The sequence below is a fragment of the Kitasatospora sp. NPDC058190 genome (genome assembly GCF_042883685.1).
GTDB lineage: Bacteria > Actinomycetota > Actinomycetes > Streptomycetales > Streptomycetaceae > Kitasatospora.
Genome location: NZ_JBHVVI010000012.1, coordinates 13,984 through 38,574, shown reverse-complemented (window position 1 = coordinate 38,574; position 24,591 = coordinate 13,984). Strand labels below are relative to the sequence as shown.

31 protein-coding genes are annotated in these 24,591 nt (G+C 68.6%); 29 read left to right on the top strand and 2 right to left on the bottom strand.

Features of this window, described 5'->3' with window-relative positions:
* Positions 1 to 98: 98 nt before the first annotated feature.
* The 7 genes from rpsL (at position 99) to ACFVWU_RS07995 (ending at position 8,329) form a co-directional block, all read left to right on the top strand.
* Positions 99 to 470, top strand: a complete 372-nt coding sequence (rpsL, locus tag ACFVWU_RS08025; RefSeq protein ID WP_014144289.1) for a 30S ribosomal protein S12 — start codon at positions 99 to 101, stop codon at positions 468 to 470.
* A 2-nt stretch (positions 471 to 472) separates the two neighbouring features.
* Entirely contained in the window at positions 473 to 943 is a 471-nt protein-coding gene (rpsG, locus tag ACFVWU_RS08020; protein WP_030232420.1) for a 30S ribosomal protein S7, read from the top strand.
* Between the two features lie 39 nt (positions 944 to 982).
* Positions 983 to 3,088: an elongation factor G gene (fusA, locus tag ACFVWU_RS08015; RefSeq protein ID WP_387616951.1), complete on the top strand. Its 2,106-nt coding sequence runs from the start codon at positions 983 to 985 to the stop codon at positions 3,086 to 3,088.
* Between the two features lie 221 nt (positions 3,089 to 3,309).
* Positions 3,310 to 4,503, top strand: coding sequence for an elongation factor Tu (tuf, locus tag ACFVWU_RS08010; protein WP_030280743.1), 1,194 nt, complete (start codon positions 3,310 to 3,312; stop codon positions 4,501 to 4,503).
* 200 nt (positions 4,504 to 4,703) lie between these two features.
* Positions 4,704 to 6,755 (top strand): hypothetical protein, encoded by a 2,052-nt coding sequence (locus ACFVWU_RS08005; RefSeq protein ID WP_387616948.1) that lies wholly within the window; start codon positions 4,704 to 4,706, stop codon positions 6,753 to 6,755.
* Positions 6,756 to 6,950: 195 nt separating this feature from the next.
* Complete coding sequence (locus ACFVWU_RS08000; protein ID WP_387616946.1) at positions 6,951 to 7,910, top strand: glycosyltransferase family 2 protein; 960 nt, start codon at positions 6,951 to 6,953, stop codon at positions 7,908 to 7,910.
* Positions 7,907 to 8,329 (top strand): GtrA family protein, encoded by a 423-nt coding sequence (locus ACFVWU_RS07995; RefSeq protein ID WP_387616944.1) that lies wholly within the window; start codon positions 7,907 to 7,909, stop codon positions 8,327 to 8,329. Before ACFVWU_RS08000 ends, ACFVWU_RS07995 begins: the two co-directional genes overlap by 4 nt.
* An 89-nt stretch (positions 8,330 to 8,418) precedes the next feature.
* Here ACFVWU_RS07995 and rfbC read toward each other — a convergent pair whose 3' ends face one another.
* Together rfbC and rfbA are read right to left on the bottom strand one after the other, a co-directional pair.
* On the bottom strand, positions 8,419 to 9,018 hold the full coding sequence (gene rfbC / locus ACFVWU_RS07990) for a dTDP-4-dehydrorhamnose 3,5-epimerase (protein WP_387616942.1): 600 nt from the start codon (positions 9,016 to 9,018) through the stop codon (positions 8,419 to 8,421).
* Positions 9,015 to 9,890 carry a glucose-1-phosphate thymidylyltransferase RfbA gene (gene rfbA, locus ACFVWU_RS07985; protein ID WP_387616940.1) on the bottom strand — a complete coding sequence of 292 codons (876 nt, stop codon included), beginning with the start codon at positions 9,888 to 9,890 and terminating at the stop codon, positions 9,015 to 9,017. Before rfbA ends, rfbC begins: the two co-directional genes overlap by 4 nt.
* Positions 9,891 to 9,973: 83 nt before the next feature.
* Here rfbA and rfbB point away from each other — a divergent pair, with 83 nt between their 5' ends.
* The 22 genes from rfbB (at position 9,974) to ACFVWU_RS07875 (ending at position 24,515) form a co-directional block, all read left to right on the top strand.
* Entirely contained in the window at positions 9,974 to 10,951 is a 978-nt protein-coding gene (gene rfbB / locus ACFVWU_RS07980) for a dTDP-glucose 4,6-dehydratase (protein ID WP_387616938.1), read from the top strand.
* Entirely contained in the window at positions 10,948 to 11,883 is a 936-nt protein-coding gene (gene rfbD / locus ACFVWU_RS07975; RefSeq protein ID WP_387616936.1) for a dTDP-4-dehydrorhamnose reductase, read from the top strand. Before rfbB ends, rfbD begins: the two co-directional genes overlap by 4 nt.
* On the top strand, positions 11,880 to 13,217 hold the full coding sequence (locus tag ACFVWU_RS07970) for a lipopolysaccharide biosynthesis protein (protein ID WP_387616934.1): 1,338 nt from the start codon (positions 11,880 to 11,882) through the stop codon (positions 13,215 to 13,217). The genes rfbD and ACFVWU_RS07970 overlap by 4 nt, the downstream gene beginning before the upstream one ends.
* Before the next feature lie 68 nt (positions 13,218 to 13,285).
* On the top strand, positions 13,286 to 13,975 hold the full coding sequence (locus ACFVWU_RS07965; protein WP_387616932.1) for a glycosyltransferase family 2 protein: 690 nt from the start codon (positions 13,286 to 13,288) through the stop codon (positions 13,973 to 13,975).
* A complete protein-coding gene (locus ACFVWU_RS07960) occupies positions 13,972 to 14,370 on the top strand; it encodes a DUF2304 domain-containing protein (RefSeq protein WP_387616930.1) in 399 nt (132 codons plus the stop codon). The genes ACFVWU_RS07965 and ACFVWU_RS07960 overlap by 4 nt, the downstream gene beginning before the upstream one ends.
* A gap of 5 nt (positions 14,371 to 14,375) precedes the next feature.
* Positions 14,376 to 15,278: a glycosyltransferase family 2 protein gene (locus ACFVWU_RS07955; RefSeq protein ID WP_387616928.1), complete on the top strand. Its 903-nt coding sequence runs from the start codon at positions 14,376 to 14,378 to the stop codon at positions 15,276 to 15,278.
* A gap of 189 nt (positions 15,279 to 15,467) precedes the next feature.
* On the top strand, positions 15,468 to 17,267 hold the full coding sequence (locus ACFVWU_RS07950) for a hypothetical protein (protein WP_387616926.1): 1,800 nt from the start codon (positions 15,468 to 15,470) through the stop codon (positions 17,265 to 17,267).
* Between the two features lie 391 nt (positions 17,268 to 17,658).
* Positions 17,659 to 17,967, top strand: coding sequence for a 30S ribosomal protein S10 (rpsJ, locus tag ACFVWU_RS07945; protein ID WP_012785157.1), 309 nt, complete (start codon positions 17,659 to 17,661; stop codon positions 17,965 to 17,967).
* A gap of 14 nt (positions 17,968 to 17,981) precedes the next feature.
* Positions 17,982 to 18,629 carry a 50S ribosomal protein L3 gene (gene rplC, locus ACFVWU_RS07940; RefSeq protein ID WP_153460994.1) on the top strand — a complete coding sequence of 216 codons (648 nt, stop codon included), beginning with the start codon at positions 17,982 to 17,984 and terminating at the stop codon, positions 18,627 to 18,629.
* A gap of 4 nt (positions 18,630 to 18,633) precedes the next feature.
* On the top strand, positions 18,634 to 19,311 hold the full coding sequence (gene rplD / locus ACFVWU_RS07935) for a 50S ribosomal protein L4 (RefSeq protein ID WP_387616924.1): 678 nt from the start codon (positions 18,634 to 18,636) through the stop codon (positions 19,309 to 19,311).
* Positions 19,311 to 19,628, top strand: coding sequence for a 50S ribosomal protein L23 (rplW, locus tag ACFVWU_RS07930; protein ID WP_030280768.1), 318 nt, complete (start codon positions 19,311 to 19,313; stop codon positions 19,626 to 19,628). Before rplD ends, rplW begins: the two co-directional genes overlap by 1 nt.
* Positions 19,629 to 19,674: 46 nt before the next feature.
* Positions 19,675 to 20,511: a 50S ribosomal protein L2 gene (rplB, locus tag ACFVWU_RS07925; protein WP_030232466.1), complete on the top strand. Its 837-nt coding sequence runs from the start codon at positions 19,675 to 19,677 to the stop codon at positions 20,509 to 20,511.
* 11 nt (positions 20,512 to 20,522) lie between these two features.
* Positions 20,523 to 20,804 carry a 30S ribosomal protein S19 gene (gene rpsS / locus ACFVWU_RS07920; protein WP_030280772.1) on the top strand — a complete coding sequence of 94 codons (282 nt, stop codon included), beginning with the start codon at positions 20,523 to 20,525 and terminating at the stop codon, positions 20,802 to 20,804.
* A 58-nt stretch (positions 20,805 to 20,862) separates the two neighbouring features.
* Positions 20,863 to 21,210, top strand: coding sequence for a 50S ribosomal protein L22 (rplV, locus tag ACFVWU_RS07915; RefSeq protein WP_030280773.1), 348 nt, complete (start codon positions 20,863 to 20,865; stop codon positions 21,208 to 21,210).
* Positions 21,210 to 22,034, top strand: a complete 825-nt coding sequence (rpsC, locus tag ACFVWU_RS07910) for a 30S ribosomal protein S3 (RefSeq protein ID WP_030055823.1) — start codon at positions 21,210 to 21,212, stop codon at positions 22,032 to 22,034. Before rplV ends, rpsC begins: the two co-directional genes overlap by 1 nt.
* 5 nt (positions 22,035 to 22,039) lie before the next feature.
* Positions 22,040 to 22,459 carry a 50S ribosomal protein L16 gene (gene rplP, locus ACFVWU_RS07905; RefSeq protein ID WP_030300385.1) on the top strand — a complete coding sequence of 140 codons (420 nt, stop codon included), beginning with the start codon at positions 22,040 to 22,042 and terminating at the stop codon, positions 22,457 to 22,459.
* Positions 22,459 to 22,683, top strand: coding sequence for a 50S ribosomal protein L29 (rpmC, locus tag ACFVWU_RS07900; protein ID WP_030232478.1), 225 nt, complete (start codon positions 22,459 to 22,461; stop codon positions 22,681 to 22,683). The genes rplP and rpmC overlap by 1 nt, the downstream gene beginning before the upstream one ends.
* Positions 22,683 to 22,955 (top strand): 30S ribosomal protein S17, encoded by a 273-nt coding sequence (gene rpsQ / locus ACFVWU_RS07895; protein ID WP_030280777.1) that lies wholly within the window; start codon positions 22,683 to 22,685, stop codon positions 22,953 to 22,955. The genes rpmC and rpsQ overlap by 1 nt, the downstream gene beginning before the upstream one ends.
* 102 nt (positions 22,956 to 23,057) lie before the next feature.
* On the top strand, positions 23,058 to 23,429 hold the full coding sequence (gene rplN / locus ACFVWU_RS07890; RefSeq protein ID WP_030232481.1) for a 50S ribosomal protein L14: 372 nt from the start codon (positions 23,058 to 23,060) through the stop codon (positions 23,427 to 23,429).
* 15 nt (positions 23,430 to 23,444) lie between these two features.
* Positions 23,445 to 23,756: a 50S ribosomal protein L24 gene (rplX, locus tag ACFVWU_RS07885; RefSeq protein WP_270151185.1), complete on the top strand. Its 312-nt coding sequence runs from the start codon at positions 23,445 to 23,447 to the stop codon at positions 23,754 to 23,756.
* Positions 23,756 to 24,325 carry a 50S ribosomal protein L5 gene (gene rplE, locus ACFVWU_RS07880; RefSeq protein WP_030280779.1) on the top strand — a complete coding sequence of 190 codons (570 nt, stop codon included), beginning with the start codon at positions 23,756 to 23,758 and terminating at the stop codon, positions 24,323 to 24,325. The genes rplX and rplE overlap by 1 nt, the downstream gene beginning before the upstream one ends.
* Before the next feature lie 4 nt (positions 24,326 to 24,329).
* Positions 24,330 to 24,515 carry a type Z 30S ribosomal protein S14 gene (locus ACFVWU_RS07875; RefSeq protein ID WP_030055830.1) on the top strand — a complete coding sequence of 62 codons (186 nt, stop codon included), beginning with the start codon at positions 24,330 to 24,332 and terminating at the stop codon, positions 24,513 to 24,515.
* Positions 24,516 to 24,591 lie beyond the last annotated feature (76 nt).

Below are 24,591 nucleotides of genomic sequence, written 5' to 3'. Positions count from 1 at the left end.
CAACACACCCGACCGCGTGGGTCGACCACGGGGTCGTGTGCGAGGGAACACCGCAGGTTAGTTCCACCAAGCCTTGGCACACAGAAAACGGAGAAACGGTGCCTACGATCCAGCAGCTGGTCCGAAAGGGCCGGCAGGACAAGGTCGAGAAGAACAAGACTCCCGCGCTGAAGGGCTCCCCGCAGCGTCGTGGGGTCTGCACGCGTGTGTACACGACCACCCCGAAGAAGCCGAACTCGGCGCTTCGCAAGGTCGCCCGTGTGCGCCTCACCAGCGGGATCGAGGTCACCGCTTACATCCCGGGCGAGGGCCACAACCTGCAGGAGCACTCCATCGTGCTGGTGCGCGGTGGTCGTGTGAAGGACCTTCCTGGTGTCCGCTACAAGATCATCCGCGGTTCGCTCGACACCCAGGGTGTCAAGAACCGCAAGCAGGCCCGCAGCCGCTACGGCGCCAAGAAGGAGAAGTAAGAATGCCTCGTAAGGGCCCCGCCCCGAAGCGCCCGGTCATCATCGACCCGGTCTACGGCTCCCCGGTCGTCACCCAGCTGGTCAACAAGATCCTGCTGCACGGCAAGCGCTCCACCGCCGAGCGGATCGTGTACGGCGCCCTCGAGGGCGTCCGCGACAAGACCGGCTCGGACCCGGTCGTCACGCTGAAGCGCGCGCTGGAGAACGTCAAGCCGGCCCTCGAGGTCAAGTCCCGCCGTGTCGGTGGCGCGACCTACCAGGTTCCGGTCGAGGTCCGTCCGGGCCGCGCCAGCACCCTGGCGCTGCGCTGGATGGTCGGTTACTCCCGCGCCCGTCGCGAGAAGACCATGACCGAGCGCCTGATGAACGAGATCCTCGACGCCAGCAACGGCCTGGGCGCTTCCGTGAAGCGTCGTGAGGACACCCACAAGATGGCCGAGTCCAACAAGGCCTTCGCGCACTACCGCTGGTAGTCCGTACCCCGTCACTAGACAGAGAGAGAACGAGCCACCATGGCTGCAACCTCCCTTGACCTCGCCAGGGTCCGCAACATCGGGATCATGGCGCACATCGACGCGGGCAAGACCACCACCACCGAGCGGATCCTGTTCTACACCGGTGTCTCGTACAAGATCGGTGAGGTCCACGATGGCGCTGCCACCATGGACTGGATGGAGCAGGAGCAGGAGCGCGGCATCACGATCACGTCGGCCGCGACGACCTGCCACTGGACGGTCGACGGCGTCGACAACACCATCAACATCATCGACACCCCGGGCCACGTCGACTTCACCGTCGAGGTGGAGCGTTCGCTGCGCGTCCTCGACGGTGCCGTGACGGTGTTCGACGGTGTCGCCGGTGTCGAGCCCCAGTCCGAGACCGTGTGGCGGCAGGCTGACCGCTACGGCGTCCCGCGCATCTGCTTCATCAACAAGCTGGACCGCACGGGCGCGAACTTCTTCTTCTGCGTCGACACCATCGTGGAGCGCCTCGGCGCCACCCCGCTGGTGATGCAGCTCCCGATCGGCGCCGAGGCGGACTTCCAGGGCGTTGTCGACCTGGTCCGCATGAAGGCTCTGGTCTGGTCCGCCGAGGCCGCCAAGGGCGAGATGTACGACATCGTCGACATCCCGGCCGAGCTGCAGGAGCAGGCCGCGGAGTACCGCGAGCAGCTGATCGACACCGTCTCGAACGTCAGCGACGAGATCATGGAGCTCGCCCTCGAGGGCGAGGAGATCCCGGTCGAGCTGCTGCAGGACGCGATCCGCAAGGGCACCCTGAACTCGGACTTCACCCCGATCTTCTGCGGTACCGCCTTCAAGAACAAGGGCGTTCAGCCCCTGCTCGACGCGGTCGTCAAGTACCTGCCGTCGCCGCTGGACATCGAGTCCATCGAGGGCACCAAGCCCAACGACCCGGACACCAAGATCTCCCGCAAGGCCTCGGACGACGAGCCGCTGGCCGCGCTGGCGTTCAAGATCATGTCCGACCCGCACCTGGGCAAGCTCACCTTCGTCCGGATCTACTCCGGTCGCCTGGAGTCCGGCACCTCCGTGCTGAACGCCGTGAAGGGCAAGAAGGAGCGCATCGGCAAGATCTACCGCATGCACGCGAACAAGCGTGAGGAGATCGAGTCGGTGGGCGCCGGCGACATCGTCGCCGTCATGGGCCTGAAGCAGACCACCACCGGTGAGACGCTGGCCGACGAGAAGAACCCGGTCATCCTGGAGTCCATGGACTTCCCGGCCCCGGTCATCCGCGTCGCCATCGAGCCCAAGTCCAAGGGTGACCAGGAGAAGCTGGGTGTCGCCATCCAGCGTCTCGCCGAGGAGGACCCGTCCTTCCAGGTCAACACGGACGAGGAGACCGGCCAGACCATCATCGCGGGTATGGGCGAGCTGCACCTCGAGGTGCTCGTCGACCGTATGCGCCGTGAGTTCAAGGTCGAGGCCAACGTCGGCAAGCCGCAGGTCGCGTACCGCGAGACGATCCGTCAGGCCGTCGAGCGCATCGACTACACCCACAAGAAGCAGACCGGTGGTTCCGGTCAGTTCGCCAAGGTGCAGATCGCGATCGAGCCGCTCGAGCAGGCCGAGGGCTACGAGTTCGTCAACCTGGTCACCGGTGGCCGCGTGCCGCGCGAGTACATCCCGTCGGTCGACGCCGGTTGCCAGGAGGCCATGGAGTTCGGTGTTCTCGCCGGCTACCCGCTGCAGGGTGTCCGCGTGAAGCTGCTCGACGGCCAGTCGCACGACGTCGACTCCTCCGAGCTCGCGTTCAAGATCGCCGGTTCGATGGCCTTCAAGGAAGGCGCCAGGAAGGCCAAGCCGGTCCTTCTTGAGCCGATGATGGCCGTCGAGGTCACCACGCCCGAGGACTACATGGGCGACGTGATCGGTGACATCAACTCTCGCCGTGGCCAGATCCGGTCCATGGACGAGCGTCACGGTGCCCGCGTCGTCACGGCGCTGGTGCCCCTCTCCGAGATGTTCGGCTACGTCGGTGACCTGCGCAGCAAGACCTCTGGTCGCGCCAGCTACTCGATGCAGTTCGACTCGTACGCCGAGGTCCCCAAGGCCGTGGCTGAGGAGATCATCGCCAAGTCCAAGGGCGAGTGAGGTCCGGCTCTGCCGGCTTCAGAATCAGTCCGACATTCGGGATGATTCCGACCCCTTAGGCTATTAGGAGGCGACCCGGGAGGATCCGGACGGATCCTCCCGGGCCCTCCGGCCCCTACCCGCGGGACGGTTACGAGGTGCTTCCGGCACCACGGACCAAGCCCGATCAAGACCAACTGACGTCAGCACGGCGTACAGGAACTGTCCTCAGGAGGACTGCAGTGGCGAAGGCGAAGTTCGAGCGGACGAAGCCCCACGTCAACATCGGCACCATCGGTCACATCGACCACGGTAAGACGACCCTTACCGCGGCCATCACCAAGGTGCTGCACGACGCGTACCCGGAGATCAACCCCTTCACGCCGTTCGACCAGATCGACAAGGCGCCGGAGGAGCGGCAGCGCGGTATCACCATCTCGATCGCGCACGTCGAGTACCAGACCGAGGCGCGTCACTACGCCCACGTCGACTGCCCGGGTCACGCGGACTACATCAAGAACATGATCACCGGTGCGGCCCAGATGGACGGTGCGATCCTCGTCGTCGCCGCCACCGACGGCCCGATGCCGCAGACCAAGGAGCACGTCCTCCTGGCCCGCCAGGTCGGCGTCCCCTACATCGTCGTCGCCCTGAACAAGGCCGACATGGTGGACGACGAGGAGATCCTGGAGCTCGTCGAGCTCGAGGTCCGTGAGCTGCTCTCCGAGTACGAGTTCCCGGGCGACGACCTGCCGGTCGTCCGCGTCTCCGCCCTGAAGGCCCTCGAGGGCGACAAGGAGTGGGGCGAGAAGCTCCTCGGCCTCATGCACGCGGTCGACGAGAACATCCCCACCCCGGCCCGCGCCGTGGACCAGCCGTTCCTGATGCCGATCGAGGACGTCTTCACGATCACCGGTCGTGGCACCGTCGTCACCGGTCGTATCGAGCGCGGTATCCTCAAGGTCAACGAGACCGTCGACATCATCGGCATCAAGACCGAGAAGACCACCACCACGGTCACCGGCATCGAGATGTTCCGCAAGCTGCTCGACGAGGGCCAGGCCGGTGAGAACGTCGGTCTGCTGCTCCGTGGCATCAAGCGCGAGGACGTCGAGCGCGGCCAGGTCATCATCAAGCCGGGTTCGGTCACCCCGCACACCGACTTCGAGGCCCAGGCCTACATCCTGTCGAAGGACGAGGGTGGCCGTCACACCCCGTTCTTCAACAACTACCGCCCGCAGTTCTACTTCCGTACCACGGACGTGACCGGCGTCGTGACCCTCCCCGAGGGCACCGAGATGGTCATGCCGGGCGACAACACCGCCATGACCGTCGCGCTGATCCAGCCCGTCGCCATGGAGGAGGGCCTGAAGTTCGCCATCCGTGAGGGTGGCCGCACCGTCGGCGCCGGCCAGGTCACCAAGATCGTCAAGTAATTGACGTTCTGACGTTCTGACGTCTGACCTCTGGTCGAGGAGGGCTTGGTGAGGATCCTTGGATCTTCACCAAGCCCTCCTTCGTTTGTGCAGAAAATCGTCAACTATGCTCGCGGCGTCAGCCGGAGCGAAGCCGGGCGCGGGAGCGCGCCCGATACAGGGGATGGGATTTCGGGCTCTCGATGGACACTCTCCGCACCATGGCGGCCACTTCCTCGTCCGAGGAGGCCGCGCCGGGTGGCAGTCCCGGATCTCCACCGCGCTCCGCGGGTAAGCCGGCCCGCAGCCTGCCGGTCCTGGCCGGCGCGCTGCTCGCGTCCTGGCTGGTGCCCACCGCGCTGATCTCGGCCGGCCTCGGCTTCCTGGTCCTGCCGCTGCTGGTGCTGGCGGTCGCCGCGGTGATGCGGGTCGGCGGGGTGCTGCTCGACCGGCTGGTGGCGGCCGCGCTGGTCATCGCCGGCGGCGTGCTGGTGTTCGGCCTGGTGTTCTCGCTCTGGCCGTGGGGGATCGACCCCGTTCCGACCTCCGGCGTGCTGTTCTCCGTGGTGGCCCTGACCGGCTGGGCGAGCCGCCGCGCGCCGCGGCTGCCGCTGCGCTTCCGGCCCTCGGACCTGCTGGTCGTCGGCACCGGCTACGTGATGTGGCACTACCTCCACAAGCCGCTGGTCGGCAAGGGGCCGGGCTGGCGGCTGGAGTTCCTCACCACCTCCGAGGACCGGCTCAACCACTTCTCCTACTTCGTCGGCATCGAGCACGTCGGCGGCTACGACTTCCTGCACCAGGAGGCCGCCAAGGCGTACATGATGTCGGGCGAGGGGGTGTACCCGCAGGGTTCGCACTTCCTGCTGGCCTGGATCGACTCGCTGTTCCGCTCCTCGGCGGACCTGGGGTCGACGCTCGACACCATGAACCGCTACCTGCTCTACGTCCTGGCCGCCTACGCGCTGCTCGGCGTGGCGCTGGTCTGGGCGGCCCGCTGGATCGGCGGCCCGCGCCTGCGCGGCTGGCGCACCGCGGCGGTGTGCGGGACGGTCGCGGCGCTGGTGTTCTCCAGCAACTACACCGACCTGGTCACGCACGGCTTCGACTCGACGGTCATCGGCCTGCTGATGGTGGCCCTGCTGACCGCCTTCCTGGTCCGTCCCGCGATGCGGACGCCGGACTTCCTGGTGCTCGCCGGAGCCGGCCTGATCACCGTCACCTACGTCTACAACCTGTTCGGCGCCGTCGCCGGGATCGGCCTCGCGGCCGCGCTGCTGGTCCACCGGCGGCGCCTGCGCCGCTCGCGCTGGCTGCTGTACGTCCTCGCCGGGGTCGTCACCCTGGGCCTGGCCGCCCTGCCGAGCGTGGTGTCGGTGCTCTCCAACCTCGATGTCGCCAGCACGTCCAACCTGGGCGGGCCCAGCGTCGCGGCCGACCGGACGATCCTGGTCGGCGGTCTGCTGCTGGCGCTGCTGGCCGCGGCCGTGCCCGCCAACCGGCGCACCGGCACCGGGCAGGCGCACCTGGCCGTGGTGCTCGGCGCCGGCGTGGTGATCTGCGGCTTCGCCTGGTGGCAGATGCACACCATCGGGCACGTCTCGTACTACTTCGAGAAGCTGGCCGGCACCGGTGTGGTGATCGCGCTGGTCTCGATCGGCGCGATCGGACCGCTGCTGCGGGCCACCCCGCCCGCCCGGGTCCCGGTGCTGCGGCGCCGGATCGGCGACGGCGTGCTCTCGGTGGTCTCGGTGGCGACCGCGCTCAGCCTGTTCGCCGGCGTGCAGTGGGGGATGGAGTCCTTCAAGGCGGCGCCCACGGCCTGGCACCAGAACTCCCTGATGGCCTGGAGCCGGGGCGAGTCCTGGAGCGACATCGGCCCGCGTCACGGCGCCACCGTCATGGGGGACCTCGACGGCATCAACGAGCCGATGATGGTGCTGTACTCCAACGACGACTACAAGAACCTGAAGTCGACCTGGGTCGCGGCCCTGCTGCGCGGGCGCGGTGGTGACATGCGGGCGCTCTACGAGACGCACTGGGTGAACATCGGCGCCGAGCCGCGGAAGGACGCGGAGCACGAGGCCGCGCTGGCGCACGTGAAGACGGCCGCGGAGAAGCTCGGCCGGCCGATGACCGTGGTGGTCGCCGACCGCGCCACCGGCGACCGGCTGCGCAAGGAGCTGACCGGCTTCCAGCCGCGGATCACCGTGGTCGAGAAGCCGGGCAACAACTGGGTCGAGTCGTGGAACCGGAGCTTCCCGGGGGACTGATCCGCGACCCGGCGACGCCGGGGTGACAGCATCGCGTGGGGGCACCGTTCGAGCCGGGCGGTGCCCCGTCCGTTTCCGGCTCCCAGGGCCGTCGGACCACTCTCACCCCGTGCTCATCCGGTCTCATCGGGGGCTCACGACCGGCTGCTATTGTCGCCACAATCCAGCCCCACCAGTGGAAAGCGGGACCAAGTCATGTCGACAGCGCCTCAGTTGTCGGTCGTCATGCCGATCTACAACGAGCAGGAGGCGCTCCCGCTGACCGTCGAGCGGCTGCGGCCGATCCTCGACGGGCTCGGGGTCGACTACGAGGTGGTCGGCGTCGACGACGGCAGTACCGACGCCACTCCGGTGCTGATGCAGAAGATCCGGCAGGACTGGCCCGAGTTCCGGATCATCCGCTTCTCCCGCAACTCCGGCCACCAGGCCGCGCTCAAGGCCGGCCTGCACCGGGCGTTCGGCGACTACGTGGTGAGCATCGACGCGGACCTGCAGGACCCGCCGGAGAAGATCCCGGAGATGCTCGCGCTCGCCCGGGAGCAACACCTCGACATCGTCTACGGCGTGCGCGGGGACCGCGGCACCGACAGCGTCTTCAAGCGGCGCACGGCCGGCGCGTACTACTGGCTGATGCGCAAGCTCGTCGGCAAGCGGATGCCCAACCAGGCCGGCGACTACCGCCTGCTCAGCCGGGCGGCGGTGGACGCGCTCAAGGCGCTGCCCGAGCACCAGCCGGTCTACCGGCTCCTGGTGCCGTGGCTCGGCTTCCCCAGCGGCGAGGTGGTCTACGTCCGCGAGGAGCGGGTGGCCGGCGGCACCCACTACCCGCTGTCCAAGATGGTGCGGCTCGCCCTGGACAGCATCACCAACTTCTCCGCCGCCCCGCTGCGGCTGGCCACCTACCTCGGCCTGGTGAGCTTCCTGGTCTGCATCGGGCTCGCGATCCACGCCACCGTCGCGTACTCGCTCGGGTCGACCGTGCCCGGCTGGTCCTCGCTGTTCATCGGGATGCTGTTCCTCGGCGGCGTGCAGCTGATCTGCGTCGGACTGCTGGGGGAGTACGTCGGCCGGATCTACTCGGCGGTGCAGGCCCGCCCGGCCTACTTCGTCGGGTACGACTCGGCCGAGGACGACGAGCGGGGCCCGGGCCGGTGACCTTGACCGAGGAGCCCGCCGAGCCCGCCCCCAGGACCCGGCAGCTGCCGTCCTTCCTGGTCATCGGCATCCTCAGCACCCTCTTCTACCTGGGGTTGTTCGTCGCCGCGCGATGGTTCACCGACCCCCAGGTCGCCAACCTGATCGCGCTGGCGGTCAGCGCGGTGGCCAACACGGCGGCCAACCGCCGCTTCACCTTCGGGGTCGTCGGATCGGAGGGCATGGTCCGCCACCAGCTGCAGGGCGCCGTGGCCTTCCTGATCGGGCTCGGCCTCAGCAGCGGCGCACTGGCGCTGCTCGACCTGGCGGTGCCGCACGCGTCCCGGGTGGTCGAGGTGACCGGGCTGGTGGTGGCGAACGGTCTGGCCACCGTGGCCCGGTTCGTCCTGCTCAAGGTGTGGGTGTTCCGGAAGCACTGAACCGGGCCGGAGCGGCGCGCCGGGACCGGACACGAAGGAGGGGGCGCGTGCCGTTGCACGCGCCCCCTCCCGTCGGTCCTGCGTCGCCGTTACCGCTCGTTGAGCGAGTCCGTGTAGGCCTTGCACGCCTCGTAGGTCGGGAGCAGACCGGTGGCGATGGCTTCCTTGAGGGAGGGCGCCGCCGCGTCGCGGTCGGACAGCTGCGGAACCTCGGCGGGCCACTCGATGCCCAGGTCCGGGTCCAGCGGGTGCACGCCGTGCTCGCCGGTCGGGTTGTACGTCGCCGAGCAGAGGTAGGTCAGCGTGGCGTCGTCGGTGAGCGCGCAGAAGCCGTGGCCGAGGCCCTCCGGGATGTAGACGGCCTTGCGCTCGGTGTCGTCCAGGCGCACGCCCTCCCAGCGGCCGAAGGTCGGCGAGCCGACCCGCAGGTCCACGATGACGTCCAGCACCGCGCCGCGGGTGCAGGCCACGTACTTGGCCTGGCCGGGCGGGACGTCGGCGAAGTGGATGCCGCGCACGACGTCCTTGGCGGAGAGCGACAGGTTGGCCTGCGCCAGGTTCAGCGGGTGGCCGACCACCTCGGCGAGCCGGTCGAAGCGGTACCACTCGGTGAAGTGGCCGCGCGCGTCGCCGTGCACCTGCGGGGTGATCTCGAAGGCGCCCTCGATGGAGAGCTCGCGGAACTTCACCGGCCCGCCGCCTCGTCCAGCAGCGCCAGCAGGTACTGGCCGTAGCCGCTCTTCAGCAGCGGCTCGGCGAGCTCGCGCAGCTGGGCGTCGTCGATCAGGCCGGCCCGCCAGACCGCCTCCTCGATGCAGCCGATCTTGAAGCCCTGGCGCTCCTCTATGACCCGGACGAACTCCGACGCCTGCACCATCGAGACGAACGTGCCGGTGTCCAGCCAGGCGGTGCCGCGGTCGAGGATGGTCACGTGGAGGTCGCCGGAGTTCAGGTACGCCTCGTTGACGGCGGTGATCTCCAGCTCGCCGCGGGCGCTCGGCTTCAGACCGCGGGCGATCTCGACCACCCGGTTGTCGTAGAAGTACAGGCCCGGGACGGCGTACCGGGACTTGGGCTCGGTCGGCTTCTCCTCGATGGACAGGACCTGGCCGTCCTCGTCGAACTCGACCACGCCGTACGCGGTCGGGTCGGCCACCGGGTAGGCGAAGACCCGGCCGCCCTTGGCACCGGTGTGCTCCGAGAGCCGGGTGCCCAGGCCGCTGCCGTGGAAGATGTTGTCGCCGAGGATCAGCGCCACGGGCTCGTCGCCGATGAAGTCGGCGCCCAGCACGAACGCCTGGGCGATGCCCTCGGGGCGCTCCTGGACGGCGTACTCCAGGCGGAGGCCGAACTGGGAGCCGTCGCCCAGCAGGCGCTCGAACTGCTCCCGGTCGTTCGGGGTGGTGATGATCAGGATTTCGCTGATCCCCGCCATCACCAGGGTCGAGAGGGGGTAGTAGATCATCGGCTTGTCGAAGACCGGGAGGAGCTGCTTCGACACCGCTCGGGTCAGCGGCCAGAGCCGCGAGCCGGTGCCGCCGGCCAGAAGGATTCCACGCATGGGGTGCACCTTATTCGAGTCCGAAGGGGTCGGTGAGGCCCGGGTCGGCGGGTCCCCGGCGCGCCGGTAGACTACGGCGTACTATGCGCATCCTCGTGACCGGCGGTGCCGGCTTCATCGGTTCTGAATTCGTCCGCCAGCTGCTGGGCGCCGACTCCACTGACCAGATCACGGTCTTCGACAAGCTCACCTACTCGGGTGTCGAGGCCAACCTGGCGCCGGTGGCGGGTCACAGCGGCTACTCCTTCGTCCGGGGCGACATCTGCGACATCGACGCCGTCGATGCCGTCATGCCCGGCCACGACGTCGTGGTGCACTTCGCCGCCGAGTCCCACGTGGACCGGTCGATCGCGGGCGCCGGCCCGTTCGTGCTGACCAACGTCGTCGGCACCCAGGTCCTGCTGGACGCCGCCCGCAAGCACGGCGTGGGCCGCTTCGTGCACATCTCCACCGACGAGGTGTACGGCTCGATCAGCGAGGGCTCGTGGACCGAGACCTGGCCGCTGGAGCCGAACTCTCCGTACTCGGCCTCCAAGGCCTCCTCCGACCTGCTGGCGCTGGCGTACCACCGCACCCACGGCATGGACGTCGTGGTGACGCGCTGCTCCAACAACTACGGGCACTACCAGTTCCCGGAGAAGGTCATCCCGCTCTTCACCACCAACCTGATCGACGGCAAGAAGGTCCCGCTGTACGGCGACGGCGGCAACATCCGCGACTGGCTGCACGTCTCGGACCACTGCCGGGGCATCGAGCTGGTCATGCGCGGCGGCCGCGCCGGCGAGGTCTACAACATCGGCGGCGGCACCGAGGCCACCAACAAGGAGCTGACCGGCCTGCTGCTGGAGGCCGCCGGCGCCGGCTGGGACATGGTCGAGCACGTGGAGGACCGCAAGGGCCACGACCTGCGCTACTCGATCGACATCAGCAAGATCCGCGAGGAGCTCGGCTACGAGCCGCAGGTCCGCTTCGAGGACGGCCTCGCCGCGACCATCGCCTGGTACCGCGAGAACCGCGCCTGGTGGGAGCCCCTGAAGCAGAAGGCGGCGCTGCAGAAGTGAGCGCCACTTCCCCGGGCCGGGTCCGCTGGCTCGTCACCGGCGCGGCCGGCATGCTCGGCCAGGACCTGCTGACGGTGCTCGCCGGTGACCCGACGGCCGAGGTGACCGCCCTCGGCCGCGCCGACCTCGACATCACCGACGCGGCGGCCGTGCTGGCCGCCGTCGAGGGCCACGACGTCGTCGTCAACTGCGCCGCCTGGACCGCCGTCGACGCGGCCGAGACCGAGGAGGAGGCCGCCACCGCCGTCAACGGCACCGGCGTGCGCCACCTCGCCGCCGCCTGTGCCAAGACCGGCGCCCGGCTGCTCCAGGTGTCGACCGACTACGTGCTGCCCGGGGACGCCGCCGAGCCGTACGCCGAGACCGCGCCGACCGGCCCGGTCAACGCGTACGGCCGCGGCAAGCTGGTCGGCGAGCAGGCCGTGGCGGAACTCCTCCCGCAGCACGGCTACGTGGTGCGTACCGCCTGGCTGTACGGCGAACACGGCAAGAACTTCGTCGCCACCATGCTGCGACTCGCCGCCCAGCGCGAGACGCTGGACGTCGTGGACGACCAGCAGGGCCAGCCGACCTGGTCGCTGGCCCTGGCCCGGCAGCTCGTCGAGCTCGGCACCGCCGCGCTCGCCGGGCGGGCCCCGGCCGGGGTCTACCACGGCACCGCGGCCGGCCGGACGACCTGGTGCGGGCTGGCGCGCGAGGCCTACCGGCTGAGCGGCCTCGACCCGGAGCGGATCCGTCCGACCACCTCCGCGGCGTACGTCACGCCCGCCGTCCGGCCCGCGTTCAGCGTGCTGGGCCACGACCGGTGGACCGCGGCGGGCCTCAGCCCGCAGCCGGACTGGCGCGAGCAGCTCGCCGAGGCGCTCGGCACCCCCGTCTTCACCGAGCTGGCCGTCAAGGCCCGGACGACCGAGAGCGACAGACCGCAGTGAGGAATCCGCTGACCAAGGTGGCCGCCGCGCTACCGCCGGGAACCCTGGCGGTGGCGGGCGGCACTGTCGTGCTCGGCGCGGCTTCGTACATCCACCTCGGTGTGGCGGGCCACAGCCTCTCCGTCGACGACATGGCGAACGTGTCCCTGCTGTGGACCATCGTGATGTCCGTCGGCATCGGCGTGTTCTTCCCGATCGAGCAGGAGCTGACCCGGATCGTCGCGGCCCGCGCCGCGCTCGGGCACGGCGCCGCCCCGGTGCTGCGCCGCGCCACCCTGCTGACCGGCGGGATCCTCGCCACCGTGCTGCTGGTGCTCGGGGCCGGCTCGCGCCAGATCGCCGACGCCATGTTCCACGGCGACCGCTCGCTGGTGCTGGCACTGGGCGGCGCGTTCCTCGGGATGGCGGTCTGCTACCTCACCCGCGGCGTGCTGGCCGGCCTCGGCCGGTTCGGCGCGTACGGCACCCAGCTCGGCCTCGACGGCGGCCTGCGGATCGGGCTCGCCTTCGGCGCCGCGGTCGGCGGGGTGCACTCGGCGCTGGCGTTCAGCCTGATCCTGGCCGTCGCGCCGGTCGCGGCCACGCTGCTGACCCTGCCGCCGCTGTTCCGGGCCGTCCGGCCCGGCCCGCGGGTGCCCTGGTCGGAGCTCTGCTCCGGGCTGGGCCTGCTGATCTGCTCGACCCTGCTGTCCCAGGTCGTGGTGAACGCCGCCGTGGTGAGCACCAAGCTGCTCGCCCCCTCGGACTCCGCCCTGATCGCCGCGCTGCTCAACGCGCTGGTGCTGGCCCGGGTCCCGCTCTTCGTGTTCGGCTCGCTCCAGGCCTCGCTGCTCAGCGGGCTGTCCTCGGCGATCGCGGTCGGCGACCGTGCGGCCTTCACCGGTATGCTCCGGCGGATCGGCCTCGTGGTCGGCGGACTCGGCGTGATCGGCGGGATCCCGGCGGTGGCCCTCGGCCCCTGGCTGATCCAGGTGCTCTTCGGCGCCAAGCCGGTGCTCGGCTGCCTCGACTTCTTCTGGATGTCCGCCGGCACCGTGGCGTACATGTTCGCGATGGTGCTCGGTCAGGCGCTGATGGTATTCAAGCGACACAACCTGCAGCTGCTCTGCTGGGCGGTCGGGACGGCGGTCCTCGCCGGGGTCACCTTCCTGCCGGGCGACGTGTCCACCCGCGTGGTCGTGGCCTACACGGCCGGATCGGTGGTCACCGTGCTCGGTATGCTGGCCGCTCTCAGGCGCAGCTTCCCCGGTTCGACCGGGAACCGGGCCGGTACCGCGCGGAGCACGTCGGAGCAGGCCGCGCCCACCATGACTGCCGGGGTGGTCGGCGAATGACCGCACCGCCCCACGACATACAGATTGCCGCGCACGAGCGCGGGAGACACCCCGAACATGGAGCCCCCGTGTCCCAGTACGACGATGTCTGGCTGGTGATCCCGGCCTACAACGAAGGCCAGGTGATCGCTGACGTTGTGGAGGGAGCGCGCAAGACGTTCCCGAACATCGTTGTGGTCGATGACGGCAGTGCGGACGACTCGGCCAAGCACATCATGACGACGGGTGCCCACCTGGTGCGGCACCCGGTGAACCTCGGTCAGGGCGCCGCGCTGCAGACCGGCCTCGCCTACGCGCTCGACCAGCCCGACGCCAAGTACTTCGCCACCTTCGACGCGGACGGCCAGCACCAGACCGCCGACGTCGAGAAGATGGTCGCCCTGCTCCGCACGGGCGAGGCCGACGTGGTCCTCGGCTCGCGCTTCATCGAGCAGAACGGCCAGGTGCCGTGGATCAAGCGCGTCGTGCTGCGGACCGCCGCGACGGTCAGCCCGACCGCGCGCAAGCTCAAGCTCACCGACTCGCACAACGGCCTGCGCGTGCTCAACCGCGAGGCCGCGAGCCGCATCCGGATCACCATGAACGGCATGGCCCACGCCTCGGAGATCGTCAGCTTCCTGGCCGGCGCCGACCTTCGGGTGGCCGAACTCCCGGTGGACATCCTCTACACCGACTACTCGCGCGCCAAGGGCCAGTCCCTGATCAACGGCGTGAACATCATCTTCGACATTTCGCTTCGGGAGCGTGGCCGCCGATGAACTACTTCTGGATCCAGCTGGTGCTGATCGTGGGCGCGGTCACCCTCGCGTTCATGTTCATCCGGCGTTGGGACGCCGCGAACACCCGCGCCTGGAAGCGCATCGCGTTCTCCGTCTTCGTGATCGCGAACATCTACGCGATCCTGCGTCCGAGTGACGTCACCTGGGTGGCCCACAAGCTCGGCGTCGGCCGCGGCACCGACCTGGTGCTGTACGTCATGGTCCTGGCCATGGGCTTCCTGACCCTGAACACCTTCCTGCGCTTCCGCTCGCTGGAGAAGAAGCTCACGGACCTGGCCCGCACCGTCGCGATCAACGAGGGCTCCCGGCTGAACGGGGAGCGCTTCGATCTCGACCTGCCGATCTCCGCCCCGGTGAAGAGCGACGGAGTCTGAGTCCCATGGCGACCTTCGAGTTCATGCTGCCGTACTACGGCGACGTGGCGTTGATGCAGGCCGCCGTGCGCAGCATCCTGGGGCAGACCGACCCGGATCTCCGGCTGACCGTCGTCGACGACGGCAAGGAACCGGACGTCCCGGGCTGGTTCGCCGAGCTCGGCGACGAGCGGGTCCGCTACCTGCGCAACGAGCAGAACCTGGGGATCACCAAGAACTTCCAGAAGTGCGTGGAGCTGTCCACCGCGGACCACGTGGTGATCATGGGCTGCGACGACCTCCTGCACCCGCACTACCTGGAGACCGTCCGGGCGATCCTCAACGCCAACCCGGACCTGGGCATGGTGCAGCCGGGCGTCGAGGTGATCGACGGTGACGGCGTGGTCAGCTACGGCCTGGCCGACAACGTGAAGGGCAAGCTGTACGCCCCGAACGTCAAGGGCCGGCGCCTGATGGGCGGCGAGGAGCTCGCGGCCAGCGTGCTGCGCGGCAACTGGCTGTACTTCCCGTCGATCTGCTGGCGGGGCGAGGCCCTGCGCCAGGTCAACTTCCGCGACGAGTACTCGGTGATCCAGGACCTGGCACTGGTGGTCGACCTGCTGGAGCGGGGTGAGTCGATGATGATCGACAACACCACGGTGGTCTTCCAGTACCGCCGCCACGCGGTCAGTGAGTCGTCGGTGCAGGCCTTCTCCGGCACCCGCTTCACCGAGGCGGAGCGCTACTTCAACGCGGTGGCCGAGCGGATGGACGCCCGCGGCTGGCCCAAGGCCGCCCGCGCGGCCCGGGTCCGCAGCGCCTCCCGCTTCCACGCGCTCACGATGCTCCCCGGCGCCCTGCGCCGCGGCCAGTCGGCCGGCGTCAAGGTGCTGGCCAAGCACGCGTTCACCGCGGGGCAGCGCCACTAGCACCGTGCCCGCGCACGGCGTACCGAGCGAGCGGCCCCGCTGCCTGAGCAACGGGGCCGTTCCCGTGCCCGCCCGTTCCCACCCGGCCCGCGGCCCCGGCCGTCCGGTGCCTCGCGGTACTGTCCTTCGAAGGCCGGACCGCCCGGCACCGCCCCGCAGCAGCCCGCAGTCCTACGGAAGTGAAGCGACATGACCGATCTGGCAACCGACCGGCTCAGCGGACCGAATGTGTCACCAGGAGCGGACGACGGTGCCCGTACCGCCGACCGGGCGGCCGGTGACCGCTGGTTCGAGCAGCGCCGGGTGCTGGTGGCCGCGGAGATCCTGGTCAGCGCGGTGGCGGCGCTCGGCTTCACGCTGCTCTGCGGCCACATCAGCGTGAACCCGCTGAACCGGATCGGCCAGGTCAGCGGTCTGGCCAAGATCCAGCAGTACGCGGCGGTGATCGGGCTGCCGATCCTCGCGGTCCTGGTCTACACCGCCTACCGCGGCGGGCTGCGCCGGCACGGCATCGTCCAGCGGCTGGTCTGCGGGGCCCTGGCGGGCCTGGCCACCGGCGTGGTGGCCGGCGGCGTCGTGGTCGCGCTGCGCGGTACCCCGTGGCCGCTCGGCGGGCAGGAGGGCGACCCGAGCGTCCTGATCGACATGGCGACGTCGATGATGCACGGCCACGGGATCTCCGGTGTCTACCCGCCGCTGTTCCCGGCGGCGATCGCGTTCTGGTCGGAGCTGCGGTACGGCGGGGTCGGCGGCGCCGGCTTCGCCCTGCACGACCTGCAGATCGTCTGCAGCGCGTTGGTGGGGCCGCTCAGCTACCTGGCCTGGCGGCTGATGCTGCGGCCGTTCTGGGCGCTGGCCATCGCGGTGCCGTCGGCGCTGGTGTTCCTGGACCCGATCCGCCCGTACAGCCACGTCACGATGATCGTCCTGCTGCCGCTGCTGGCGGCCTGCCTGCGCGAGCTGCGCCGGGTGGGGGAGCTGTCGACCCGTTCGCTGTGGCTGCGCGGCCTCGGGTTCGGCGCCGCCTTCGGGATCCTGTTCCTGTGGTACTCGGGCTGGTTCGTCTGGTCGGCACCGGGCCTCTTCCTGCTGACCCTGTTCCTCTTCCCCTGGCGCGCCGGCCGGCAGACCGTCCGCCGCACCCTGCTGTTCCTGGCGGCCACGCTGGTCACCGCCGGGGTGATCGGCTCGCCGCTGCTGTACAACATGATCAGGCTGGGCGCCGACACCCCGGACCGCTACGCCTACATCGTCAACTACATCGACCCGGCCTACGTGCTGGGCTGGATGTCCGACCGCAGCGGTTCGCTGACGTACCACAACTGGCCGCAGTCGGGCGAGTTGGCCGGCCAGACCGGGTTCGCGATCATGCTGATCACCGCGGTCGGCATCGGGGTGGGCCTGGGCCTGCGCAACATGGTGGTGCGGGTCGCGGCGGCGGTACTGGCCGGTGCCTGGCTGATGCGGTTCTGGTTCGCCTCGCACATGGCGCACTCCCAGACGATCCAGCTCTACCCGCGGACCACCTGGATCATCATGTACTGCCTGCTGATCCTCGCGGTGGTCGGCCTGATGACCGGCCTGGAGCGCGGCGCCGGCTGGGTGGAGCGGCTGTTCCGCTCCGGCGGGCGCGCCCCCTCCGCGGGGCCGGTGATCCCGCGCCGGGTGACCAAGCAGCTGGCGGCCGGCCTGATCTGCGCCCTCGCACTGTTCGCCACCATGGGCGCCTCCTGGTCGGTGGACCGCTACATGCCGCAGCCGGAGTCCACCAACAGCATGGGCCTGGACGCCTGGCGGGCGCACACGATCAAGAAGAAGGACGGCACCTGCCCGAAGTTCTCGCCGGTGCAGAAGTGCGCGGACATCATCACCAAGGACTGGAAGCCGGAGACCGACAAGGGCTTCATCTGGTGCGCCAACGTGAGCACCGAGGACTGGCCGGCGGTCTGCGGCCGGCAGGCCCCCTGGGTGACCGATCAGAAGAAGTAATCCGCGCGAGCGACGATCGGGGCCGGTGAGGTGCACCTCACCGGCCCCGATTGGCATCTGGGCTGCTCCATGTGGCAGTATGTCCAAGTTGCTCGGTTGAGTGCCGATGCTGCGCGCCTCCCGCCGGGAGGACTGGAAGCGAGTCCCATGTACTCGTCGTTCCCGTGATGGCCGTCAAGCGTGAGTTCTACGCCACGGCAGCTGCGGGGCGGACGTACGGGAATCTTCCGGGAAGCGTATGCGGGGCCTCGGCCCGGCTCCCCCCACCCTGAAAGTTCGAAACCGACGAGTTATTCGCCGGTTTTTTGCAAGCGCGAGGGCGACACGCCCGAGCGCGGGGGTCGGAGGGGGAGTCGTGCAGCGACTAAGGACAAAGGACTACTGAGTAGCCATGGCGGGACAGAAGATCCGCATCCGGCTCAAGGCCTACGACCACGAGGTCATCGACTCCTCGGCGAAGAAGATCGTCGAGACGGTGATCCGTACTGGTGCGCAGGTCGCGGGCCCGGTGCCGCTGCCCACTGAGAAGAACGTGTACTGCGTCATCCGCTCGCCGCACAAGTACAAGGACTCGCGCGAGCACTTCGAGATGCGTACTCACAAGCGTCTGATCGACATCCTCGACCCCACGCCGAAGACGGTTGACTCGCTGATGCGTCTCGACCTGCCGGCGGGCGTCGACATCGAGATCAAGCTCTGAGAGGCGCACCGAAGATGGCTAAGCAGATTAAGGGCATCCTGGGCGAGAAGCTCGGCATGACCCAGGTCTGGGACGAGAACAACCGGGTCGTCCCGGTGACCGTCGTCAAGGCCGGGCCGAATGTCGTGACCCAGGTCCACACCGCCGACAGCCCGGCCGGCTACGACGCCGTCCAGATCGGCTTCGGCGAGATCGACCCCCGCAAGGTGAACAAGCCCCTCGCGGGCCACTTCGCCAAGGCCGGTGTCACCCCGCGCCGCCACCTGGTCGAGCTCCGTACCTCGGACGCCTCCGAGTACACCCTGGGCCAGGAGATCACCGCCGAGCTGTTCGAGGCGGGTGTCAAGGTCGACGTGACCGGCACCTCCAAGGGCAAGGGCTTCGCCGGTGTCATGAAGCGCCACAACTTCCGTGGTCTCGGCGCCGGTCACGGCACCCAGCGCAAGCACCGCTCGCCCGGTTCCATCGGTGGCTGCGCCACCCCGGGCCGTGTGTTCAAGGGCCTGCGCATGGCTGGTCGGATGGGCCACGAGCGTGTGACCACCCAGAACCTGACCGTGCACGCGGTCGACGCGGAGAAGGGTCTGCTGCTCATCAAGGGCGCCGTCCCGGGCCCGAACGGCGGCCTCGTCCTCGTCCGCACCGCGGCGAAGGGGCTGTGAGGAAATGAGCACCATTGACATCCTGTCGCCGGCTGGCGACAAGACCGGCAGCATCGAGCTGCCGGCCGAGATCTTCGACGCGAAGGTCAGCGTTCCGCTGATGCACCAGGTCGTCGTGGCGCAGCTCGCTGCGGCCCGTCAGGGCACCCACAAGACCAAGACTCGTGGCGAGGTCCGCGGTGGCGGCAAGAAGCCGTACCGCCAGAAGGGCACCGGCCGCGCCCGTCAGGGCTCGACCCGTGCGCCGCAGTTCGCCGGCGGTGGCGTCGTGCACGGTCCCGTGCCGCGTGACTACTCGCAGCGGACCCCGAAGAAGATGATCGCCGCCGCTCTGCGCGGTGCGCTCACCGACCGGGCCCGCCACAACCGCATTCACGTCATCACCGACGTGACCGCGACCGAGGCGCCGTCGACCAAGGCCGCCAAGGGCCTGTTCGGCAAGATCACCGACCGCAAGAACGTCCTCCTGGTCGTCGAGCGTTCGGACGAGCTGGGCCTCAAGTCCGCTCGCAACCTGCCGAACGTGCACATCCTGGACGCCGGTCAGCTGAACACCTACGACGTGCTCGTCTCCGACGATGTGGTCTTCACCCAGGCCGCCTTCGAGCGTTTCGTGGCCGGTCCGGCCGCGTCCGCCAAGGCCGTTGCCGCTGAGGGCGAGCTCGAAGGGAGCGCCGCCTGATGAGCGACGTTACGAGCAAGACGTTCACGGACCCCCGTGACGTCCTGGTGAAGCCGGTCATCTCGGAGAAGAGCTACTCGCTCCTCGACGAGAACAAGTACACGTTCATCGTGTCGCCGGGCGCCAACAAGACCCAGATCAAGCAGGCCGTCGAGGCGGTCTTCTCGGTCAAGGTCGAGGCTGTCAACACGATCAACCGTCAGGGCAAGCGCAAGCGCTCCAAGACGGGCTTTGGCAAGCGCAAGGACACCAAGCGCGCCATCGTGACGCTGGCCGAGGGCAACCGCATCGACATCTTCGGTGGTCCGGTCTCCTGAATCGGGAGATCGTGATCGTCGATTAGGACGAGGACGAGAGAGCCAAATGGGCATCCGCAAGTACAAGCCGACTACGCCGGGCCGTCGTGGCTCCAGCGTGGCCGACTTCGTAGAAATCACGCGGTCCACCCCGGAGAAGTCGCTGGTTCGCCCCCTGCACAGCAAGGGCGGCCGCAACAACGCCGGTCGTGTCACCGCTCGCCACCAGGGTGGCGGTCACAAGCGCGCCTACCGCGTGATCGACTTCCGTCGTCACGACAAGGACGGCGTGCCGGCCAAGGTCGCGCACATCGAGTACGACCCGAACCGCACCGCGCGCATCGCGCTCCTGCACTACGCGGACGGCGAGAAGCGCTACATCATCGCGCCGCGCGGCATCGCGCAGGGTGACCGGATCGAGAACGGCGCTGGCGCCGACATCAAGCCGGGCAACAACCTGCCGCTGCGCAACATCCCGGTCGGTACCACCATCCACGCGGTGGAGCTGCGTCCCGGCGGCGGTGCCAAGCTGGCCCGCTCGGCCGGCTCCGGCATCCAGCTGCTGGCGCGTGAGGGCAAGATGGCGCACCTGCGCATGCCCTCCGGTGAGATCCGCCTGGTGGACGCGCGCTGCCGCGCGACCGTCGGCGAGGTCGGCAACGCCGAGCAGTCGAACATCAACTGGGGCAAGGCCGGCCGCATGCGCTGGAAGGGCGTCCGCCCGACCGTGCGTGGTGTCGCCATGAACCCGATCGACCACCCGCACGGTGGTGGTGAGGGTAAGACCTCCGGTGGTCGCCACCCGGTCTCGCCGTGGGGTAAGCCCGAGGGCCGCACCCGTCGCCCGAACAAGGCGTCGGACAAGCTCATCGTGCGCCGCCGCAAGACCAACAAGAAGCGCTAGGAGCAGGTCAGATGCCGCGCAGTCTTAAGAAGGGCCCCTTCATCGACGGCCACCTCATCAAGAAGGTGGACGCTCAGAACGAGGCGGGTACTCAGAACGTCATCAAGACCTGGTCCCGTCGTTCCGTGATCTCCCCGAGCATGCTCGGTCACACGATCGCGGTCCACGATGGCCGTAAGCACGTCCCGGTGTTCGTCACCGAGTCGATGGTCGGCCACAAGCTCGGCGAGTTCGCTCCGACCCGTACCTTCCGTGGCCACGTGAAGGAAGACCGGAAGTCGAAGCGTCGCTAAGCGCCTGAGCTTCAAGCGCCAGAACGACTCAATGACTTACTCCATTAAGGGGACAACCATGGAAGCCAGGGCACAGGCGCGGTACATCCGCGTGACGCCCATGAAGGCCCGCCGCGTGGTGGACCTCATCCGTGGCATGAATGCCACGGAGGCCCAGGCCGTCCTGCGTTTCGCTCCGCAGGCCGCCACCGTGCCGGTCGGCAAGGTGCTCGACAGCGCCATTGCCAACGCCGCGCACAACTACAACCACTCCAACGTGGACGACCTCTACATCTCCGAGGCGTACGTTGACGAGGGCCCGACCCTGAAGCGGTTCCGTCCGCGTGCCCAGGGCCGCGCCTACCGGATCCGCAAGCGGACCAGCCACATCACCGTGGTCGTCAGCAGCAAGGAAGGGACCCGGTAATGGGCCAGAAGGTTAACCCGCACGGGTTCCGCCTCGGCATCAGCACGGACTTCAAGTCCCGCTGGTACGCCGACAAGCTGTACAAGGACTACGTCAAGGAAGACGTTGCCATTCGTCGCATGATGACGAAGGGCATGGAGCGCGCCGGCATCTCCAAGGTCGAGATCGAGCGCACCCGCGACCGCGTCCGCGTCGACATCCACACCGCTCGCCCCGGCATCGTCATCGGCCGCCGTGGCACCGAGGCCGACCGCATCCGCGGCGACCTCGAGAAGCTGACCGGCAAGCAGGTCCAGCTGAACATCCTCGAGGTCAAGAACCCCGAGCTGGACGCCCAGCTCGTGGCTCAGGGCGTCGCGGAGCAGCTGTCCTCCCGCGTCTCCTTCCGTCGTGCCATGCGCAAGTCGATGCAGGGCACCATGAAGTCCGGCGCCAAGGGCATCAAGGTCCAGTGCTCCGGTCGTCTCGGCGGCGCCGAGATGAGCCGTTCGGAGTTCTACCGCGAGGGTCGCGTGCCGCTGCACACCCTGCGTGCGAACGTCGACTACGGCTTCTTCGAGGCCAAGACCACCTTCGGCCGCATCGGCGTGAAGGTCTGGATCTACAAGGGCGACGTCAAGAACATCGCCGAGGTCCGCGCTGAGAACGCCGCTGCCCGCTCGGGCAACCGCCCGGCCCGTCCCGAGGGTGGTCGTCCCGCCCGCGGTGGCGAGCGCCGTGGTGGCGAGCGCGGTGGCCGTGGCCGTCGTCCCGCCGCTGCCGAGGCCCCCGCGGCCCCGGTCGCCGAGGCTCCGGCTGCTGAGAACACCGGAACGGAGGCCTGACCCCAATGCTGATCCCCCGTCGGGTCAAGCACCGCAAGCAGCACCACCCGAAGCGCCGCGGCGCTTCCAAGGGTGGCACCGAGCTGGCGTTCGGCCAGTTCGGCATCCAGGCCGTGACCCCGGCCTACGTGACGAACCGTCAGATCGAGTCCGCTCGTATCGCGATCACCCGTCACATCCGTCGTGGCGGCAAGGTCTGGATCAACATCTACCCGGACCGCCCGCTCACCAAGAAGCCGGCCGAGACCCGCATGGGTTCCGGTAAGGGTTCGCCGGAGTGGTGGATCGCGAACGTGCACCCGGGTCGGGTCATGTTCGAGCTGTCGTACCCGAACGAGAAGGTTGCTCGCGAGGCGCTCACCCGCGCCGCGCACAAGCTGCCGATGAAGTGCCGGATCGTCCGGCGCGAGGACGGTGAGAGCTGATGTCGGCCGCTACCAAGGCTGCTGAGCTTCGCTCGCTGGACAACGAGGGTCTCGTTGCCAAGCTGCGCGAGGCCAAGGAGGAGCTGTTCAACCTCCGCTTCCAGGCGGCGACCGGGCAGCTCGACAACCACGGACGGCTCAAGCTCGTCCGCAAGGACATCGCGCGGATCTACACCCTGATGCGCGAGCGCGAGCTGGGCATCGAGACGGTGGAGAACGCCTGATGACTGAGAACACCAACGAGACGCGCGGTTTCCGCAAGACCCGTGAGGGTCTCGTCGTCAGCGACAAGATGGACAAGACCGTCGTCGTCGCCGTCGAGGACCGCGTCAAGCACGCTCTGTACGGCAAGGTCATCCGCCGTACGAACAAGCTGAAGGCGCACGACGAGCAGAACGCGTGCGGCGTGGGCGACCGGGTCCTCCTCGCGGAGACCCGCCCGCTGTCCGCGACGAAGCGCTGGCGCGTCGTCGAGATCCTCGAGAAGGCCAAGTAACGAAGCCGATGAGGTACGGCCGTATGTGCAGCGGGTCCCCTGTGGACGCCGATGTGAGCAGCGGCCGGCCCGTCGACTCTCGTTGACGATCAGGAGAAAGCTGTGATCCAGCAGGAGTCGCGACTGCGTGTTGCCGACAACACTGGTGCCAAGGAGATCCTTTGCATCCGTGTTCTCGGTGGCTCCGGTCGCCGCTACGCCGGAATCGGGGACGTCATCGTCGCGACCGTCAAGGACGCGATCCCCGGTGGCTCGGTGAAGAAGGGTGACGTCGTCAAGTGCGTCGTCGTCCGCACCGTCAAGGAGCGTCGTCGTCCGGATGGCTCGTACATCCGTTTCGACGAGAACGCTGCTGTCGTGCTGAAGAACACCGAGGGTGACCCCCGCGGTACCCGCATCTTCGGCCCGGTGGGCCGCGAGCTGCGCGACAAGAAGTTCATGAAGATCATCTCGCTGGCGCCGGAGGTGCTCTAACCCATGGCGAACAGCATGAAGATCAAGAAGGGTGACCTGGTCCAGGTCATCACCGGCAAGGACAAGGGCAAGCAGGGCAAGGTCATCCAGGCCCTGCCGGCCGAGAACAAGGTCCTGGTCGAGGGTGTCAACCGGGTCAAGAAGCACACCAAGCCGGGTCCGGGTACCCAGGGTGGCATCGTGACCGTCGAGGCCCCGGTGCACGTCTCCAACGTCCAGCTGGTCGTGGAGAAGGACGGCAAGAAGGTCGTCACCCGCGTCGGCTACCGCTTCGACGACCAGGGCAACAAGATCCGCGTTGCCAAGCGGACCGGTGAGGACATCTGATGTCTGAGACGACTGTTGAGAAGGTGGCCCCCCGCCTCAAGGAGCGTTACAACTCCGAGATCAAGGGCCAGCTGCAGGAGCAGTTCTCGTACGAGAACGTCATGCTGATCCCCGGCCTGGTCAAGGTCGTGGTCAACATGGGTGTCGGCGAGGCTGCCCGTGACAGCAAGCTGATCGAGGGCGCGATCCGCGACCTGACCGCGATCACCGGTCAGAAGCCGGCCGTGACCAAGGCTCGCAAGTCCATCGCGCAGTTCAAGCTGCGCGAGGGCCAGCCGATCGGCACCCACGTCACCCTCCGCGGTGACCGCATGTGGGAGTTCCTGGACCGTCTGGTGTCGCTGGCTCTGCCGCGTATCCGTGACTTCCGTGGCCTCTCCCCGAAGCAGTTCGACGGCCGTGGCAACTACACCTTCGGTCTGACCGAGCAGGTTATGTTCCACGAGATCGACCAGGACAAGGTCGACCGTCAGCGCGGTATGGACATCACCGTCGTGACCACCGCTCAGACCGACGACGAGGGCCGGGCGCTCCTGCGCGCTCTGGGCTTCCCGTTCAAGGAGGCGTGAGCCAATGGCGAAGAAGTCCCTCATCGCGAAGTCCGAGCGCAAGCCGAAGTTCGGCGTCCGGGCCTACACCCGGTGCCAGCGCTGCGGCCGTCCGCACTCGGTGTACCGCAAGTTCGGCCTCTGCCGTGTCTGCCTCCGTGAGATGGCGCACCGCGGCGAGCTGCCGGGCGTGACCAAGAGCTCCTGGTAATCCAGCGCTCTAGGCACACCTAGCGAAGCAGAGGTGCCCGATCCCACATCGGCCCGTTTTGGGTCTGCCGTACGGA